General features: G+C 75.6%; 19 protein-coding genes and 2 tRNA genes. 13 read left to right on the forward strand and 8 right to left on the reverse strand.

The window, feature by feature from the left end; genetic code table 11:
- Positions 1-26: 26 nt before the first annotated feature.
- Both ACI8AR_RS13310 and ACI8AR_RS13315 read left to right on the forward strand, forming a co-directional pair.
- Positions 27-100 (forward strand) — tRNA-Met (locus ACI8AR_RS13310).
- Positions 101-836: 736 nt separating this feature from the next.
- Positions 837-1,637, forward strand: a complete 801-nt coding sequence (locus ACI8AR_RS13315; RefSeq protein WP_457051457.1) for an alpha/beta fold hydrolase — start codon at positions 837-839, stop codon at positions 1,635-1,637.
- A gap of 397 nt (positions 1,638-2,034) precedes the next feature.
- Here ACI8AR_RS13315 and ACI8AR_RS13320 read toward each other — a convergent pair whose 3' ends face one another.
- Both ACI8AR_RS13320 and ACI8AR_RS13325 read right to left on the reverse strand, forming a co-directional pair.
- Positions 2,035-2,661, reverse strand: coding sequence for a putative quinol monooxygenase (locus ACI8AR_RS13320; protein ID WP_457051458.1), 627 nt, complete (start codon positions 2,659-2,661; stop codon positions 2,035-2,037).
- 154 nt (positions 2,662-2,815) lie between these two features.
- A complete protein-coding gene (locus ACI8AR_RS13325) occupies positions 2,816-3,382 on the reverse strand; it encodes a hemerythrin domain-containing protein (protein ID WP_456929255.1) in 567 nt (188 codons plus the stop codon).
- 125 nt (positions 3,383-3,507) lie between these two features.
- Here ACI8AR_RS13325 and ACI8AR_RS13330 point away from each other — a divergent pair.
- From ACI8AR_RS13330 to ACI8AR_RS13345, 4 genes are all read left to right on the forward strand, one after another.
- A tRNA-Met gene (locus ACI8AR_RS13330) sits at positions 3,508-3,584 on the forward strand.
- Positions 3,585-3,693: 109 nt separating this feature from the next.
- Positions 3,694-3,972, forward strand: coding sequence for a GNAT family N-acetyltransferase (locus ACI8AR_RS13335; RefSeq protein WP_457051459.1), 279 nt, complete (start codon positions 3,694-3,696; stop codon positions 3,970-3,972).
- 103 nt (positions 3,973-4,075) lie between these two features.
- Positions 4,076-5,425 carry a cytochrome P450 gene (locus tag ACI8AR_RS13340; protein WP_457051460.1) on the forward strand — a complete coding sequence of 450 codons (1,350 nt, stop codon included), beginning with the start codon at positions 4,076-4,078 and terminating at the stop codon, positions 5,423-5,425.
- A complete protein-coding gene (locus ACI8AR_RS13345; RefSeq protein WP_457051461.1) occupies positions 5,425-5,610 on the forward strand; it encodes a ferredoxin in 186 nt (61 codons plus the stop codon). Before ACI8AR_RS13340 ends, ACI8AR_RS13345 begins: the two co-directional genes overlap by 1 nt.
- 6 nt (positions 5,611-5,616) lie before the next feature.
- Here ACI8AR_RS13345 and ACI8AR_RS13350 read toward each other — a convergent pair whose 3' ends face one another.
- Complete coding sequence (locus ACI8AR_RS13350; protein WP_457043632.1) at positions 5,617-5,886, reverse strand: helix-turn-helix domain-containing protein; 270 nt, start codon at positions 5,884-5,886, stop codon at positions 5,617-5,619.
- 42 nt (positions 5,887-5,928) lie between these two features.
- On the opposite strand from ACI8AR_RS13350, the gene map reads away from it, so the two are divergent.
- Entirely contained in the window at positions 5,929-6,699 is a 771-nt protein-coding gene (gene map, locus ACI8AR_RS13355; RefSeq protein WP_457051462.1) for a type I methionyl aminopeptidase, read from the forward strand.
- Positions 6,700-6,760: 61 nt separating this feature from the next.
- Here map and ACI8AR_RS13360 read toward each other — a convergent pair whose 3' ends face one another.
- The gene (locus ACI8AR_RS13360) at positions 6,761-7,909 is read right to left on the reverse strand and encodes a cystathionine gamma-synthase (RefSeq protein ID WP_457051463.1); all 1,149 of its coding nucleotides are present in this window, start codon (positions 7,907-7,909) and stop codon (positions 6,761-6,763) included.
- A complete protein-coding gene (locus ACI8AR_RS13365; protein WP_457051464.1) occupies positions 7,906-9,288 on the reverse strand; it encodes a cystathionine beta-synthase in 1,383 nt (460 codons plus the stop codon). The genes ACI8AR_RS13360 and ACI8AR_RS13365 overlap by 4 nt, the downstream gene beginning before the upstream one ends.
- A gap of 184 nt (positions 9,289-9,472) precedes the next feature.
- Between ACI8AR_RS13365 and ACI8AR_RS13370 the strand changes: the two genes are divergently transcribed.
- On the forward strand, positions 9,473-10,252 hold the full coding sequence (locus tag ACI8AR_RS13370) for an aldo/keto reductase (protein WP_457051465.1): 780 nt from the start codon (positions 9,473-9,475) through the stop codon (positions 10,250-10,252).
- Positions 10,253-10,255: 3 nt separating this feature from the next.
- Here ACI8AR_RS13370 and ACI8AR_RS13375 read toward each other — a convergent pair whose 3' ends face one another.
- Positions 10,256-10,750, reverse strand: coding sequence for a hypothetical protein (locus ACI8AR_RS13375; RefSeq protein ID WP_457051466.1), 495 nt, complete (start codon positions 10,748-10,750; stop codon positions 10,256-10,258).
- A gap of 99 nt (positions 10,751-10,849) precedes the next feature.
- On the opposite strand from ACI8AR_RS13375, the gene ACI8AR_RS13380 reads away from it, so the two are divergent.
- From ACI8AR_RS13380 to ACI8AR_RS13395, 4 genes are all read left to right on the forward strand, one after another.
- The gene (locus tag ACI8AR_RS13380; RefSeq protein ID WP_457051467.1) at positions 10,850-11,860 is read left to right on the forward strand and encodes an aldo/keto reductase; all 1,011 of its coding nucleotides are present in this window, start codon (positions 10,850-10,852) and stop codon (positions 11,858-11,860) included.
- A complete protein-coding gene (locus tag ACI8AR_RS13385) occupies positions 11,857-12,360 on the forward strand; it encodes an XdhC family protein (protein ID WP_457051468.1) in 504 nt (167 codons plus the stop codon). The genes ACI8AR_RS13380 and ACI8AR_RS13385 overlap by 4 nt, the downstream gene beginning before the upstream one ends.
- Positions 12,357-13,673, forward strand: a complete 1,317-nt coding sequence (locus ACI8AR_RS13390; protein WP_457051469.1) for an FGGY family carbohydrate kinase — start codon at positions 12,357-12,359, stop codon at positions 13,671-13,673. The genes ACI8AR_RS13385 and ACI8AR_RS13390 overlap by 4 nt, the downstream gene beginning before the upstream one ends.
- Before the next feature lie 86 nt (positions 13,674-13,759).
- On the forward strand, positions 13,760-13,948 hold the full coding sequence (locus tag ACI8AR_RS13395) for a hypothetical protein (protein ID WP_387990259.1): 189 nt from the start codon (positions 13,760-13,762) through the stop codon (positions 13,946-13,948).
- Between the two features lie 54 nt (positions 13,949-14,002).
- Here ACI8AR_RS13395 and ACI8AR_RS13400 read toward each other — a convergent pair whose 3' ends face one another.
- Positions 14,003-14,812 (reverse strand): inositol monophosphatase family protein, encoded by an 810-nt coding sequence (locus ACI8AR_RS13400; protein WP_456929269.1) that lies wholly within the window; start codon positions 14,810-14,812, stop codon positions 14,003-14,005.
- A gap of 22 nt (positions 14,813-14,834) precedes the next feature.
- Positions 14,835-15,008: a DUF2795 domain-containing protein gene (locus ACI8AR_RS13405; protein WP_457051470.1), complete on the reverse strand. Its 174-nt coding sequence runs from the start codon at positions 15,006-15,008 to the stop codon at positions 14,835-14,837.
- A gap of 75 nt (positions 15,009-15,083) precedes the next feature.
- On the opposite strand from ACI8AR_RS13405, the gene ACI8AR_RS13410 reads away from it, so the two are divergent.
- The gene (locus tag ACI8AR_RS13410; protein WP_456929271.1) at positions 15,084-15,620 is read left to right on the forward strand and encodes a DUF2087 domain-containing protein; all 537 of its coding nucleotides are present in this window, start codon (positions 15,084-15,086) and stop codon (positions 15,618-15,620) included.
- Positions 15,621-15,719 lie beyond the last annotated feature (99 nt).

The raw sequence follows: 15,719 nt of genomic DNA on the forward strand, positions 1-15,719 counted from the left end.
GACCGGGTGTAGGGTGGTCTCACCGACGCGGGGTGGAGCAGCTCGGTAGCTCGCTGGGCTCATAACCCAGAGGTCGCAGGTTCGAATCCTGCCCCCGCTACAAGGTGCAGTGGCCCTCACAGTGACTGTGAGGGCCACTGTCATGTCCGCAAGGATCTACCGGAGCGCCGGTCTCCTGCTCCCGGGAGAGGGCCGGTCGTGCCTCCGCCCGCGGATCGAGGGTCACGTCTCGACCTCCGGTTCCTCGCCGCGCCGCCTGACGGCACTGGGAGAGCAGCGGCGTCGTCGTGTCGAGGACGGCCTCCCGAGCGTGACGGGCGACGACCCTCGCAGGCCTTTCTCACGCGGTGGCCGATTGATGAGTTCGGTCAGGTTGGCCCGACGAGACAGACCCGGACCGCCAGAGCCGGCGCCAGCCTCGTGGCGCCTTCTGCCTCGACGGGCGGATGCCACGGTTGCCTTCAACCGCGCGACTCCACCCCCCATGAACCGGAGTCCCCGAGTCGTCGGGGAGGCTCGGTGTTCCTGCGGTCGCCGGCAGAGGACCGTCGTGGTCGCCGGCCTGGTCCGGTAGCGGAGCCGCTGCGCGCGGATGACCTGCCGGTCCCATGCCATACCGGGGTGTCGGTGGCCGCCCCGGCACGCCGCCGCGCGGCGGTGTCCCTAGCCGCCGCCGACGGATGCAGCAGCTCCTGAGCGGCCCGCCGTGGCGCGGGCGCCACCCTGACCGAGGACCTTCGGGCCGGGCCGGTCGCCCCCGTCGGGGGACCATGGGGCTCACGGTGGGGCGCGCGGCCCACCGCGCGCCCCCGTGGCTCCGTGAAGGGAGGGGCACGATGACCGGACAGCACGTGGTGGAGCGGGCGGTCTCGCCGGACGGCACGGCCATCGGATTCCGGCGCAGCGGGCACGGCCCCGGACTCCTGTTGGTGCACGGCACCTCCGCCGACGCGTCACGGTGGGAGCCGCTTCTCCCGCTGCTCGAGCCGGCCGTGACGGTGTACGCCGTCGACCGGCGCGGGCGCGGGGCCAGCGGCGACGGACCGGACTACTCGCTGACGGCCGAGGCGGAGGATCTGGCCGCGGTCGTCGCGGCCATCGGGACTCCGGTCGACGTGCTCGGACACTCCTACGGCGCTCTCTGCGCGGTCGAGGCGGCCCGGCTAGCCACCGGGATCCGGCGGCTCGTGCTCTACGAGCCCGCCGTGATGGACACCGCTCCACCGGGGTTCACCGACCGACTAGCGCAGCTCACCGCCGAGGGTCGGCGCGAGGAGGTCGTGACCGCCCTGCTGCGCGACCTGGCCGGGTTGACGGAGGAGCAGTTGGCACAGGTCCGCGCGGCGCCCTCCTGGCGGGGCCGCGTCGCGGCGGCGCACACCATCGTCCGCGAGCAGCGGGTCGAGGAGCGCTACGTCTTCGATCCGGAGCGGTTCGCCGGCGTCCGGGTACCGACGCTGATGCTGGTGGGCAGCGAGACCGCTCCGGAGATGCGCCGCTCCACCGAGCTGCTGGCCGGCGCGTTGCCCGACGTGCGGGTGCGGGAACTGGAAGGCCAGGGCCACGTCGCGATGCTCACCGCGCCGGAGTTGTTCGTCGGGGAGGTGCTCGGCTTCCTGCAGGCCGAGCGGATCTGACGGTTGGCCGGCGAGAAGGCTGCTGCTTTCCCCTGTCAGGGTTTACGTGGGATCCCGCGCCGTCCCCACCCTCGCACGCGGACAGCGACCGGTGCACACGACCGAACCGGCAGACGTTCGGTTGCCAGGCCCATGCGCTGGAGCACGCGTGACAGCCTGTCCGACCCACGCATCATGATCGCTCCCGTATCCCCGGCTTCAGGGCAGGTCGGGTCGGGAATGGGCCATCACGAGGGTGTGCAGATGCGTAGGCACGGTGCTGCGAACTGCAGGAACAGCCGAGGCCGAACAGCGAGAGCGGTGATCCGGCCGGTCCCCCCCGGCTACTCCGAACGGCACCGGCCCCCACCGCTCAGTGGTGGGGGCCGGTGCCGTTCCCGCGCCTGGGGTACCCGGGTCAGACGGTCTCGGGCACCCGGAGATGGGCGACGACGAGGTCCATCTCGGCGACGTCGAGGATGTCGATGCCCATCGTGTCGACGGCGCCCTCGCGGATCGTGCGGGCCGCGTCCCGTGTCCCCTCGAGGTGCGCGCGGTCCGCGAACACGACCGTGCCGACGGCGCGGCCGCTGTCCCTGTCGACGAGCAGGCTGAGGCTGCAGAAGCCGGGCAGCTCCTGGATCCGCGGCATCAGGGTGGTGCGGTACATCTCGAGGATCTGGTCGACCCGGGCCGGCTCGCCGCGGCTCCAGGTGACCCGTGCGCAGGCGCCGTCCCCGGCGTTGTGCTCGCGGTGCAGGACGGCGATCTCCCACTCCTGCACCTCGAGGTCCTCGCCCGTCCCGAAGCGCTCCCTCATGTGCTCGCGCATCGGGTGCACCCGGTCGGCGGTGGCCCGCATCGCCTCCTGGTCCTCCCACGCCGACGTCGCGATGCACCGGCCGGACTCCCGGTCGCACAGCATCGACAGGCCGACGCAGCCGTCCATGTCCTGCAGGGCCGGCCACACCTCGTCGCGTACGTACGCGATCGCGTCGTCGAGCGAGCCGGGGTTGGCGCGGATGGTGGTGGATCGGGCGTACATGCCGCCCCCCTCTCGGACCGGCGGCGGTGCCCCTGCGGCATCGCCGCGCGGTCGAGCGTCCTCCCGCGCCCGACGGCGGACAAGGTCCCCGGCGGCGGTCCCCGGCGGCGCACCGGGCCCCGGCCCTCCGGCCGGAGGGCCGGGGCCGGGTGCCTCAGGTGTTGTCCGACCGGCCGGTCAGTGCGTCGCGGAGCCGGTCCACCATCCCGACGCCGGGTCCCACCGTCTTGTGGAACAGCGCGCTGTGCGGCGCCGACGGGTGCGGGCGGGTGGGCGCGGCCTTCTTCGCCGCCTCCACCTTCCGGCCGATCTCCACGAGCTGGTCCGGGCTCAGCCGGGCGCGCAGCGCGGGGAACTGCTCGGTCTCCTCGTCGGTGACGTGGTGGCGCAGTACCTGCTCGAGGCGGCCGAGGGTCTCCAGGAACCGGGGGTCGGCGGAGTCGACGTCCTCGAGCTCCTTCATCACCTCCACCAGCTGCTGGTGCTCCTGGATGTCGTCCTGCACCGCGGCCTCCCCGTCGGGCAGGTGCTCGCGCACGGCCGGGTAGACGAACATCTCCTCGGCGACCGAGTGCCGCATCAGCTCGGCGATCACGGTGTCGGCCATGTCCCGCCGCTCGGCGGGGTCGGCGGCGGGGATGCGACCGACCAGGTCGAGGACCTCGTGGTGGTCGGTGGTCAGGATCTCGACGACGTCCTGGTTGCTCGTACTCGCGGTCATCGGGCTGCCTCCGGGCCGGAGCGCTGCCGGGTGGCTGCTCACCCGGTACCGCGGTCCTACCCGGGTGGCGCTGCCCACACCCCCGGCAGCGGCCCGGGAGAGGCGTGTACAGTGGGTCCTACCGACGCGGGGTGGAGCAGCTCGGTAGCTCGCTGGGCTCATAACCCAGAGGTCACAGGTTCGAATCCTGTCCCCGCTACCACGGCACGAGGGCCCCGGAGCAGACGCTCCGGGGCCCTCGTCGCGTCCCGGGGTCGTCGGCGGGAACAGCGCGGACGCCGGCCGGGTTGCGGAACGGCATGGAGCCGACCGTGCAGGACGTCCCCGAGTCCGAGCGTTACGAGATCCGCGACGGCGACCGCCTGCTGGGGCTGGCCGCCTACTCCCGCCGGGGTGCGCAGGTGGTCTTCACCCACACCGAGATCGACCCCGACGCCGAGGGGTCCGGACTGGGCGGCCGGCTCGTCCGGGCGGCCCTGGACGACGTCCGGTCGCGCGGGGAGACGGTGGTGCCGCGCTGTTCGTTCGTCCGTGGCTGGATCGAGCGCCACCCCGAGTACGGCGACCTGGTGGACCGCGGCGACGCCTGACCTGCGGGCGGCCGCGGATCCGGACGCGCGGGTGTGTTGCCTGTCACAGGGCGTCCTCCCTAGGTTGACGGTCACTGCTGACCGTTCGACGAGGAGGTCGTCCGTGAGCGTCGAGGCCCCGATCCCGCAGACAGCGTCCGGTGCGGAGGTCGCCGACCTCACCGACGTCGACCTCACCGACGTCGACCTCACCGACGTCGACCTCACCGACGTCGACCTGTCCGACCGGGACTGGTGGACCCGACCGCCGGCCGAGCGGCACGCGGCCCTGGACCGGCTCCGCCGGGAGCGCCCCTTCGCCTTCTTCGCCGAGCCCGACCTCCCCGGCATCCCCGCCGGCCCGGGCTACCACGCGGTCACCCGCTACGCCGATCTCGAGGCGATCAGCTCGCAGCCGGCGGTGTTCTGCTCGAGCCGGGGCGCGGTGTCGATGCAGGACGTCCCGGCCGAGCTCCACGAGTTCTACGGCTCGCTGATCAGCATGGACGACCCGCGGCACGCCAAGATCCGCCGGATCGTCTCGAAGACGTTCACCCCGCGGATGCTCGAGCGGACCCTGGACTCGGTGCGCGCCGTCGTCGACGACGTCCTGGCGCGGGCCCGGGCGACGGCCGAGGCGAACGACGGCGTCATCGACGTCGTCGCCGACGTCGCCGCCCCCATCCCGCTGCGGGTCATCTGCGACATGATGGGCGTCCCCGAGGCCGACCGGCCGGCCGTGCTGGCCAACTCGAACGTCATCCTGTCCGGCGGCGACCCCGAGCTGATCGAGAACGACGACCCGCTCACCGCCTTCCTCACCGCCGGCATGGAGATGGCCGCGCTGATGGAGCGGCTGGCCGCCGAGCGGGTGGCCGAGCCCTGCGACGACCTCACCACCGCGCTGGTCACCACCGAGGTCGACGGCGAGCGGCTGTCCCACCAGGAGATCGCCTCGTTCTTCATCCTGCTGCTGGTGGCCGGCAACGAGACCACCCGCAACGCCATCTCCCAGGGCCTGCTGACGCTGTCGGAGTGGCCGCAGGAGCGGGCGCGGTGGGCCGCCGACCCGTCGCTGGACCGCACCGCCGTCGAGGAGGTCGTGCGCTGGGTCAGCCCGGTCACCTGGATGCGCCGCACCGCCACGCAGGACGGCGAGGTCGGCGGCCACCGCTTCACCGCCGGGGAGAAGTTCCTGCTGTTCTACGCGGCGGCCAACCGCGACCCCGAGGTCTTCGCCGACCCGCAGCGCTTCGACGTCGGCCGCGACCCCAACCCGCACGTCGGGTTCGGCTCGAAGGGCCCGCACTTCTGCCTCGGCGCGCACCTGGCCCGCCGCGAGCTGCAGGTGACCTTCCGCGCGGTCTTCGACCAGCTGCCCGACCTCGAGGTCACCGGCCCGCCCGACCGGCTGGCGTCCTCGTTCGTCAACGGCCTCAAGCGGCTGCCGGCCCGGCTCGGCGGGACCCGCTGATGCGGGTCACCGCGGACCGCGAGCTGTGCGTGGGCTCGGGGCAGTGCGAGCTGCTCGCCCCGGATGCCTTCGAGGTCGACGACGACGGCGCGGTGCGGGTGCTGCAGGAGACGCCGGACGACGCGGACGCCGCGCGGGACGCCGTGCAGCAGTGCCCGACCGGGGCGCTGTCGATCGCCGGCTGAGCGCCCTCAGGCGGAGAGCGCGGCTCCGGTACCCGGCGCCGTGAGGTCGGCGGCCAGCCGGTCGAGCGGGACGTCGAGCGCGCGGGCCAGCGCGGCGACGGTGAAGAACGCCGGGGTGGGCACCCGCCCGGACTCGATCTTCCGCAGCGCCTCCAGGCTCACCCCGGAGGCGGCGGAGACCTCGGCGGGGGAACGGTCCCCGCGCGCGGCCCGCAGCAGGGCGCCCAGCCGGCGGCCGCGCTCGCGCTCCTCGGGGCTCAGCGGCGGTCGCACCATGGCGTGATAGTAATACCGGGATACCAATCCCGGGAGGACCAGATGATCGAGCTGCGCACGCCGGGCGAGCTGGAGGCCATGCGCGCCGCCGGGGCCGTGGTGGCCGACGTGCTCGCCGCCGTCCGCGCCGCGGCCGCCCCCGGCGTCCGGCTGACCCAGCTGGACGCGGTGGCCCGCGACGTCCTGGCCGACGCCGGCGCCACCTCGCCGTTCCTCGGCTACGCCCCGCACGCGACCACCCCGCCGTTCCCGGGCGTGGTCTGCCTGTCGGTCAACGACGTCGCCCTGCACGGCATCCCGACCACCCGGGAGCTCGAGGACGGCGACCTGCTGAGCGTCGACGCCGGCGCCACCCTGGACGGCTGGGTCGGCGACTCCGCGATCACCTTCCCGGTCGGCACCGCGCGGCCCGAGGACCTCGCGCTGGTGGCGACCGCCGAGCGCGCGCTGGCGGCGGGGATCGCGGCGGCGGTGGTCGGCAACCGGGTGGGCGACGTCTCGGCGGCGATCGGGGCCGTCGGCCGGGCCGGCGGCTGCGGCATCAACACCGACCAGGGCGGGCACGGCGTCGGCCGCACCATGCACGAGGCGCCGCACGTGCCCAACGAGGGCCGGGCCGGGCGCGGCGTGCCGCTGCGCGCCGGGCTGGTGATCGCGATCGAGCCGTGGTTCCTCGCCGGCGGCAGCGACGACTACCGGGTGGACGCCGACGGCTGGACGCTGCGCAGCGCCGACGGCAGCCGGGCCGCGCACGTCGAGCACACGGTCGCGGTCACCGAGGACGGCCCGGAGATCCTGACCCTTCCGCGTTGAGGAAGGACCCCCGTTCCCCCCACCGCTCGCACGCTCGCGGCGGGCCCCTGCACGGGGGCCGTCAGGACAGCGCCTGCTCCAGGTCGGCGAGCAGGTCGTCGACGTCCTCGATGCCCACCGACAGGCGCACCAGGTCGCCCGGCACCTCCAGCGGTGAGCCGGCCGCGCTGGCGTGCGTCATCCGGTGCGGGTGCTCGATCAGCGACTCGACCCCGCCCAGCGACTCGGCCAGCGTGAACAGCCGCGCCCGCTCGCAGACCCGCAGCGCCGCCTCCTCGCCGCCGGCCAGCCGGAACGACAGCATCCCGCCGGAGCCGGACATCTGCTTGACCGCGATGTCGTGGCCGGGGTGGTCGGGCAGGCCGGGGTAGAGCACGCGGGACACCGCCGGGTGCCCGGTGAGGTACTCGGCGATCCGGGCGGCGTTGGCCTGGTGCCGCTCCATCCGCACGCCGAGGGTCTTGATCCCGCGCAGCACCAGCCAGTCCGACAGCGGGCCGGACACCCCGCCCATCGCGTTCTGGTGGTAGGCGAGCTGCTCGGCGAGGTCGACGTCGCGGACGACGAGCGCGCCGCCGACGACGTCGGAGTGGCCGCCGAGGTACTTCGTCGTCGAGTGCACGACGACGTCGGCGCCCAGGGTGAGCGGCCGCTGCAGGTAGGGGCTGGCGAAGGTGTTGTCGACGACGAGCAGCGCGCCGGCCTCGTGCGCGACCTCGGCGGTGAGCGCGATGTCGGCGATGTTGAGCAGCGGGTTGGTCGGCGTCTCGCACCAGACCACGCGGGTGGCGCCGGGCCGGATCGCCGCGCGCAGCGCGTCGGGGTCGTTGAGGTCGACGGGGGTGTGCTCGACGCCCCAGCGCGACACCACCCTCGAGATGAGCCGGAACGTGCCGCCGTAGGCGTCGCCGCCGAGGACGACGTGGCTGCCGGGCGCGCACACGGTGCGCAGCAGGGTGTCCTCGGCGGCCAGGCCGGAGGCGAACGCCAGGCCCGCGGTGCCCTCCTCGAGGGAGGCCAGCAGCTGCTGCAGGGCGTCGCGGGTCGGGTTGGCGCTGCGGGCGTACTCGTAGCCGTTCCGCAGCCCGCCGACGCCGTCCTGCTTGAAGGTGGTGGCCAGGTGCAGCGGGACGACGACGGCGCCGGTGGCCGGGTCGGGGTCCTGCCCGGCGTGGATCGCACGGGTGTCGAAGCCGTCGAACCCGCTCACCGGGTCACCCCCGCCAGGTGGCCGAGCACGTCCTGCCGGGTGACCACGCCCGCGGGCTTGCCGTCGACGTGGACGACCAGCGCGTCGGCCTCGCCGAACTCGGCCACCGCGGCGCTGACCGGCTCGCCGGAGCCGATGATCGGCAGCGGCGCGGACATGTGCTTCTCCACCCGGTCCGACAGCGAGGCGCGGCCGGCGAACAGCGCGTCGAGCAGCACCTTCTCGTCCACCGAGCCGACGACCTCGCCGGCGGTCACCGGCGGCTCGGCCCGCACGACCGGCATCTGGCTGACGCCGTACTCGCGCAGGATGTCGATGGCGTCGCGGACGGTCTCGTTCGGGTGGGTGTGCACCAGCACCGGCGTCGCGCCGTCCTTGGCGGCGAGCAGCTCGCCCACCGTCTCGCCGGTGGCGACGTCGAGGAAGCCGTAGTCGGCCATCCACCGGTCGTTGAAGATCTTGTTCAGGTAGCCGCGGCCGCCGTCGGGCAGCAGCACCACCACGACGTCGTCGGGCCCCAGCTTCTCCGCCGCCCGCAGCGCGCCGGCGACGGCCATCCCGCAGGAGCCGCCGACGAGCAACCCCTCCTCGCGGGCCAGCCGCCGGGTCATGCGGAAGGAGTCGGCGTCGGAGACCGGGACGATCTCGTCGGCGATCGAGCGGTCGTAGGCCTCGGGCCAGAAGTCCTCGCCGACGCCCTCGACCAGGTAGGGCCGGCCGGTGCCGCCGGAGTACACCGACCCCTCGGGGTCGACGCCGACGACCCGGACCCGGCCGTCGCTGACCTCCTTGAGGTAGCGGCCGATCCCGCTGATCGTGCCGCCGGTGCCGACACCGGTGACGAAGCAGGTCACCTCGCCCTCGGTCTGCTCCCAGATCTCCGGGCCGGTGGTCTCGTAGTGCGACCGCGGGTTGGCCGGGTTGGCGTACTGGTCGGGCTTCCAGCCGCCGGGGGTCTCGCGGGCCAGCCGGTCGGAGACGGAGTAGTACGACCGCGGGTCCGACGGGTCGACGGCGGTGGGGCAGACGACGACCTCTGCGCCGTAGGCCCGCAGCACGTTGATCTTGTCCTGGCTGACCTTGTCCGGGCACACGAAGACGCACCTGTAGCCGCGCTGCTGGGCGACCAGCGCCAGGCCGATGCCGGTGTTGCCGCTGGTCGGTTCGACGATCGTCCCTCCGGGCTTCAACTCCCCGCTGGCCTCGGCGGCGTCGACCATCCGCACGGCGATCCGGTCCTTCACCGACCCGCCGGGGTTGAGGTACTCGACCTTGGCCAGCACCAGCGGCGCGTCCGGGCCGAGGTCGGCGGTGACCCTCGACAGCCGGACCAGCGGGGTGCCGCCGATCAGGTCGACGACGGACTCGGCGTACTGCACGCGGACCTCCTCGCCGGCGCTCCGGGCGGGCGCCGTGTGTCCCATCCCACCACTCCGCCGGCTTCCCGGCTGCGCCGCCGTCCCGTCCGCCCCCCGGGCCGCCGCCCGTCGTCGCCGGGTTCCTGACCGGGTCCGTCCGCTCTGGGCGCGTGTCGCCGCCCGCCGCCCCGGGCAGGGCTGCGGCATGACCGCGCCCCTCCTGTCCGCGCCGCTGGCCGGCGGCGGCAGCATGCCGCTGCTCGGCTTCGGCACCTGGCAGATGACCGGCAGCACCTGCTACGACGCCGTCCGCACCGCCCTGGACGCCGGTTACCGGCACCTGGACACCGCGACGATGTACCGCAACGAGGCCGAGGTCGGCCGGGCGCTGCGCGACTCCGGCGTCGACCGGGACGAGGTCTTCGTGACCACCAAGCTGCCGCCGCGCGAGGCGGGCCGGGCCGACCGCACGCTGGCCGCGTCGCTGGACGCCCTCGGTCTCGACGCGGTCGACCTGTGGCTGGTGCACTGGCCACCCGGCGGCTCCGACGAGGGCCTGTGGGAGCGGTTCGTCGCCGCCCGCGAGGACGGGCGGGCGCGGGCGGTCGGGGTCAGCAACTACTCCCTCGACGCGGTGGACCGGCTCACCCGGGCGACCGGCGTGACGCCGCAGGTGAACCAGGTGAGCTGGGCGCCGGCGCTGTACGACCCGGCGGTGGAGGACGGGCACCGGGAGCGCGGCGTCGTCCTCGAGGGCTACAGCCCGTTCAAGAACACCGACCTCGGCGACCCGGTGCTGCGGGAGGTCGCCGGCGCGCACGGCGTCACCCCGGCCCAGGTCGTGCTGCGCTGGCACGTCGAGCACGGCGTGGTGGTGATCCCGAAGTCGGCCACCCCGGAGCGGATCCGCGCCAACCTGGAGGTCGGCGGCTTCGCGCTGTCGGCCGAGGAGGTCGCCCGCGTCGACGGCCTGGCGCGCGGCTGAGCCCTACCCGGCGTCCGGGGCCGGGGCGACCGGGCGCCGGGGCTCGCCGGCCAGCGCCGGCCGGACGTCGATCATCGGGGCGACCAGCCCCGTCGTCGGCCGGGTCACCGGGGTGAGGGAGGGCGCCGACGTCCGCCGCCGGGAGCGCAGGGCGGTGAGCAGGTCCAGCGCCGCCAGCACCGAGGCGCCGACGACGACGTTGCGCAGCCGGCGCTCCCGCTCGCCGCGCCGGTTCTGCAGGGCGACGCCCATGACGGCCAGGTCGACGGCGTCGCCGGCGACGCGGGTCCACGCCCAGCCCGGGCGGCCGGCGAGCAGGCCGGCCGCGTGCGCGAGCTCCCGGGCGCCGACTGCGGTGACCACCGGCAGCGCCACGGGGGAGTCGTCGACGCCGGCGAAGCGGGCGACGGCCGAGGGCGAGGCCAGCATCGAGGTGCCGAGGCCGAGGCTGGCCAGGCCGAGCAGTCGGGCCGTGCGGCGGGCGGGGCGCGCGCTCATGGGGGTCCTCCCGGGGTCGGTCGCCCGGGCGGCTACCCGGGCGCCCGGGCCGGAAACGGCCGGTGGCGGGGCCGCTCGCGGCGGGACGAGGATGCGGGCATGACCTCTCCTGCGTCTCCCCGGACCCTCGGCCGGGACGGCCTGGTCGTCTCCGCCCTCGGCCTGGGCTGCATGGGCATGAGCCAGATGTACGGCGCCGCCGACCGCGACGAGTCGATCGCCACCGTCCACCGCGCGCTCGACCTCGGCATCACCTTCCTCGACACCTCCGACGTCTACGGCGACGGGCACAACGAGGAGCTGGTCGGCGAGGCGATCCGGGGCCGGCGCGACGAGGTGCAGCTGGCGACGAAGTTCTCGCTGCGGCGCAACGACCGCGGGGGCATGGACATCGACGGCCGGCCGGAGAACGTGCGCGCCTGCGTCGAGGCCAGCCTGCGCCGGCTCGGCGTCGACGTGATCGACCTGTACTACCAGCACCGGGTGGACCCGCGGGTGCCGATCGAGGACACCGTCGGGGCGATGGCCGAGCTCGTGCAGCAGGGCAAGGTCCGGTACCTCGGGCTGTCGGAGGCGTCAGCCGCGTCGGTCCGCCGGGCGGTGGCCGTGCACCCGATCGCGGCGCTGCAGAGCGAGTGGTCCCTGTGGACCCGCGACCTCGAGACGGAGGTGCTCGGGGTCGCCCGCGAGGCGGGCGTCGGCATCGTGCCGTTCAGCCCGCTCGGCCGCGGCTTCCTCACCGGCGCGATCACCAGCCCCGACGACTTCGCCGACGACGACTGGCGGCGCACCCACCCGCGGTTCACCGGGGAGGCGTTCGCGGCGAACCTGCGCCTGGTCGACGCCGTCCGCGCGCTGGCCGCGGAGAAGGGCTGCACGCCCGGGCAGCTGGCGCTGGCCTGGGTCCTCGCGCAGGGCCCCGACGTCGTCCCGATCCCCGGCACCAAGCGGCGGTCCTACCTGGAGGAGAACGCCGGCGCGCTCGCCGTCGAGCTGTCGGCCGACGACCTCGCGCGGCTCGGGGAGATCGCCCCGCCCGGGGTCGCCGTCGGCGGCCGGTACGCCGACGCCGGGTACGCCTACGGCGACAGCCCGGAGCGCGCCGCGTGAGCGACCCCACCTGCGGCGTCGCGCACGGGGCGCCGGCCGCCCCGCCGACCGACCGGGTGCTGGTCGCGGTGTTCGCCTCGCCGGTCGCGGAGGTGCTGCTGCGCTGGGGCGCCGAGCTCGGCTTCCGCACCGCGCTGGTCGACCCGGCCGGCGGGGACGCCGCCCGCACGCTGGCCGACCTCGAGGACGCCCTCGACCTCGACCGGGCCGACGTCGTCGTCACCGACCACCACCGCCCCGAGCTCGGCGAGGTGCTGCGCGACGCGCTGGCCCGCCGGGTCCGCTGGGTCGGCGTCATGGGCAACCCGCGACACGAGGGCCCGCACGTGGCGGCGCTCGCCGCGCTCGGCGTCCCGCCGGAGGAGGTGGCCCGGGTGCACCGGCCGATCGGGCTGGACATCGGGTCCCGCGCGCCGGCGGAGATCGCGCTGAGCATGCTGGCCGGGCTGCTGGCCGACCGCACCGGCCGCTCCGGCGGGTTCGCGCACGGCCCGCGGTGAGCGCGGTCCTGCTCGGTGCCGACCTGGGCACCAGCGGGCTCAAGCTCGTCGCGCTCGGCGAGGACGGCGGCACCGTCGCCGAGACCGAGGCCGGCTACCCCGTGGACAGCCCGCGGGAGGGCTGGGCCGAGTGCGCCGTCGGCACCTGGCGCGCGGCGTTCGACGACGCCCTGGCCCGGCTGCTGCCCGCGCTGGGCGGCCGGCCGGTGGCCGGGCTCGGCCTGTCCGGCCAGATGCACGGCACGGTGCTCGTCGACGACGCCGGCGCCGCGCTCGCGCCCGCGGTGCTGTGGCCGGACCGGCGGGCCGCCGCGGAGGTCGGCCGGTGGCGGGCGCTGCCGGCTCCCGACCGCGCCGCGCTGGCCAACCCGCTGGTGCCGGGCATGACCGGCCCGGTGCTGGCCTGGCTGGCGGCGCACCGGCCAGACCTGGTCGACCGCGCCGCCGCCGTCCTGCTGCCCAAGGACGCCCTCCGCGCCACGCTGCTGCCCGGCGCCGACCCGCGGGTCACCGACCGCAGCGACGCCTCGGCCACGCTGCTGTGGGACGTCGTCGCCGACGGCTGGTCCGCCGCCGCGCGGGCCGCCGCCGGGGTGCCGCCCGGCCTGCTCCCGGCCGTGCGGCCCTCGGCGGAGGTGGCCGGGACGGCGGTACTCGGCGGGGCGGAGGTCCCGGTCGTCGTCGGCGGCGGGGACACCCCGCTGGCGCTGCTCGCAGCCGGCACCACCGCCGGGCTGCAGGTCAACCTCGGCACCGGCGCGCAGGTGCTGCGGCCCGGCTGGACGCCCGCCCCGGCCGACGACCCGCCGGTGCACGGCTACGCCGACGCCGAGGACGGCTGGTACGCGATGGCCGCGCTGCAGAACGGCGGCTCGGCGTGGACCTGGGTGGCCGGCGTGCTCGGCGTCCCGCCCGCCGCGCTGTTCGACCTGGCCGCCACCTCGCCGCCCGGTGCCGGGGGAGCGGTGTTCCGGCCGTTCCTCACCGGCGAGCGCGGCGGGGTGGCCGGGCCCGGGGACCGCGCCGGCTGGAGCGGCCTGGGCGCCGGCACCACCCGCGCCGACCTCGCCCGGGCGGCCGTCGAGGGGGTGCTGTCCGCGGTCGCCGCGGCGGCCAGGCTGCTCGGGGAGGTGCCCGAGGGGCCCGTCGTCCTGACCGGGGGCGGGGGACGCGCGCCGCTGGTGCGGGAGACCCTCGCCGCCCTGCTCGGCCGGCCGGTGACCTGGCTGCCGCTGCGCAGCGCGTCCGCGGTCGGGGCGGCGGTGCTGGCCGGGCGCGGCGCCGGCCTGCCGGTCGAGCCGCGGCGGGCCTGACCGGCCGCATGGAACGGCGCCGGCCCGGGCACCGTTGACCTCGACGACGGGCCCAGGACGGGCCCCGGCGAGAGGAGGCACGCGAGATGGCGTCGGTGTTCGACAAGGTGGCCCAGTTCGCCCGCAGCCCGAAGGGTCAGCAGACCCTCAAGCAGGTGTCGGCCAAGGCCCAGCAGCTGGCGAAGGACCCCAAGACCAAGGCACGGATCGACGACGCCCGCCGCCGGTTCACCGGTGGCCGCGGCACCGGCGGCGGCCCGCGCCCCACGGCCTGATCCGCGACGCGACGTCGGCCCCTCCCCGGCATCGGGGAGGGGCCGCCGTCGTCGTCACCGGGCCGCGGGGTCGGGCAGGCGCAGGTGCGCCAGCGCGGCGTCGTGCAGCGCGCCGTTGGTGGCCAGGGCGCTGCCGCCGGCCGGGCCGTCGGCGCCGGTGAGGTCGGTGAACCGCCCGCCGGCCTCGCGCACGATGACGTCGAGCGCGGCGAGGTCCCACAGCGACACCTCGGGCTCGCAGGCGACGTCGACCGCGCCCTCGGCCAGCAGCACGTAGCTCCAGAAGTCGCCGTAGGCGCGGGTGCGCCACACCGACCGCGTGAGGTCGAGGAAGCCGTCGAGCAGGCCGCGCTCCTCCCAGCCGGAGAGGCTGGAGTAGGACAGGCTCGCGTCGCCGAGGTCGGTGATGCCGGAGACGGAGCACCGGGTGGCCGACTCCAGCCGCCGCCCGGTCCAGGCGCCGACGTCCTTGGCCGCCCACCAGCGGCGGTTCAGCGCCGGCGCCGAGACCAGGCCGACGACCGCCTCGTCGCCGTCGAACAGCGCGATGAGGGTCGCCCACACCGGCACGCCGCGGACGAAGTTCTTCGTCCCGTCGATCGGGTCGAGCACCCAGCGCCGCGGCCCGTGCCCGGTGACGCCGAACTCCTCGCCGAGCACGGCGTCGCGGGTGCGGGCCCGGGCGAGGGTGATGCGCAACTGCTCCTCGACGGCGCGGTCGGCGTCGGTCACCGGCGTCAGGTCCGGCTTGGTCTCGACGGTGAGGTCGAGCGCCCGGAACCGCTCCATGCTGATGGAGTCCGCCTGGTCGGCCAGCACGTGCGCCAGGTGCATGTCCCCCGTGAAGTCCCGGCCCGGTGTCATGGGCACCGAACCTAGCGGGCGGTCAGTCGAAGACGGCGGCACTGACGCCGCTGGGCCCCTCGTACTCCCGGTCCGCGATCTTCCGCAGCGCGTCGAGGACCTCCTCGTCGGCCCCCTCGGCGTGCTCGAGGATCTGCTCCTTGCTCGCCGGGTAGTCCATGCCCTTGAGGGCCTTCTGGAGGTCGATGGGGCTCACCGTGCCGGTGCGGCTACCCCCGCCCACGTGCTCCGATGCGCGGATACCGTCGAGGGGGCGGATACCGTCGAGGGGATGGACGCGGCGACGATCGTGGGGCTCCTGGCCGACCCCACCCGGTTGAAGGTGGTGGCGGCCCTGGCGCTGGGCGCCGGGACGATCGAGGACGTCGCCGCCGCCTCGGGCCTGTCGCTCAAGGACGTCGCGCTCGCCGCCCGCCGGCTCGCCCGGGCCGGGCTGGTCCGCCGCGACGGGCACGTCCTCGAGCTGCTGACCGACCGGTTCGGCGCCGCGGCCCGCGCGGCGGCGGAGGCGGCACCGGCGCCGGAGCCGCTGTCGGACGACCCGGCCGAGTCCGCGGTGCTGGCCGCGTTCATCCGCGACGGCCGGCTGACCACCATCCCGGCGCAGCAGAGCAAGCGGCGCCTGGTGCTCGAGCACGTGGTGCGCGTCTTCGACGTCGGCGTCCGCTATCCCGAGCGCGAGGTCAACGCGCTGCTGGCGGTCTGGCACCCCGACACCGCGGCGCTGCGCCGCTACCTGGTCGACGAGGGGCTGCTGTCCCGCGAGTCCGGCCTCTACTGGCGGACCGGCGGCTGGGTCGACGTCTAGTCCTCCTGCCGGCGCGGGGGGGGGGGGCCCCCGGGGGGGGGGCGGGGCGCCCCCCCCCCCGCCCGCGGCCCCCCCGGCGCCCACCCCGGCCGCGGCCCC

The organism is Geodermatophilus sp. SYSU D01036 (assembly GCF_054050435.1).

Bases quoted from the DNA above. Each gene is read 5' to 3' on its own strand.
- ACI8AR_RS13315 (WP_457051457.1), top strand. From the start codon at position 837: ATGACCGGACAGCACGTGGTGGAGCGGGCGGTCTCGCCGGACGGCACG.
- ACI8AR_RS13320 (WP_457051458.1), bottom strand. From the start codon at position 2,661: ATGTACGCCCGATCCACCACCATCCGCGCCAACCCCGGCTCGCTCGAC.
- ACI8AR_RS13325 (WP_456929255.1), bottom strand. From the start codon at position 3,382: ATGACCGCGAGTACGAGCAACCAGGACGTCGTCGAGATCCTGACCACC.
- ACI8AR_RS13345 (WP_457051461.1), top strand. From the start codon at position 5,425: ATGCGGGTCACCGCGGACCGCGAGCTGTGCGTGGGCTCGGGGCAGTGC.
- ACI8AR_RS13350 (WP_457043632.1), bottom strand. From the start codon at position 5,886: ATGGTGCGACCGCCGCTGAGCCCCGAGGAGCGCGAGCGCGGCCGCCGG.
- map (WP_457051462.1), top strand. From the start codon at position 5,929: ATGATCGAGCTGCGCACGCCGGGCGAGCTGGAGGCCATGCGCGCCGCC.
- ACI8AR_RS13370 (WP_457051465.1), top strand. From the start codon at position 9,473: ATGACCGCGCCCCTCCTGTCCGCGCCGCTGGCCGGCGGCGGCAGCATG.
- ACI8AR_RS13375 (WP_457051466.1), bottom strand. From the start codon at position 10,750: ATGAGCGCGCGCCCCGCCCGCCGCACGGCCCGACTGCTCGGCCTGGCC.
- ACI8AR_RS13380 (WP_457051467.1), top strand. From the start codon at position 10,850: ATGACCTCTCCTGCGTCTCCCCGGACCCTCGGCCGGGACGGCCTGGTC.
- ACI8AR_RS13395 (WP_387990259.1), top strand. From the start codon at position 13,760: ATGGCGTCGGTGTTCGACAAGGTGGCCCAGTTCGCCCGCAGCCCGAAG.
- ACI8AR_RS13400 (WP_456929269.1), bottom strand. From the start codon at position 14,812: ATGACACCGGGCCGGGACTTCACGGGGGACATGCACCTGGCGCACGTG.
- ACI8AR_RS13410 (WP_456929271.1), top strand. From the start codon at position 15,084: ATGGACGCGGCGACGATCGTGGGGCTCCTGGCCGACCCCACCCGGTTG.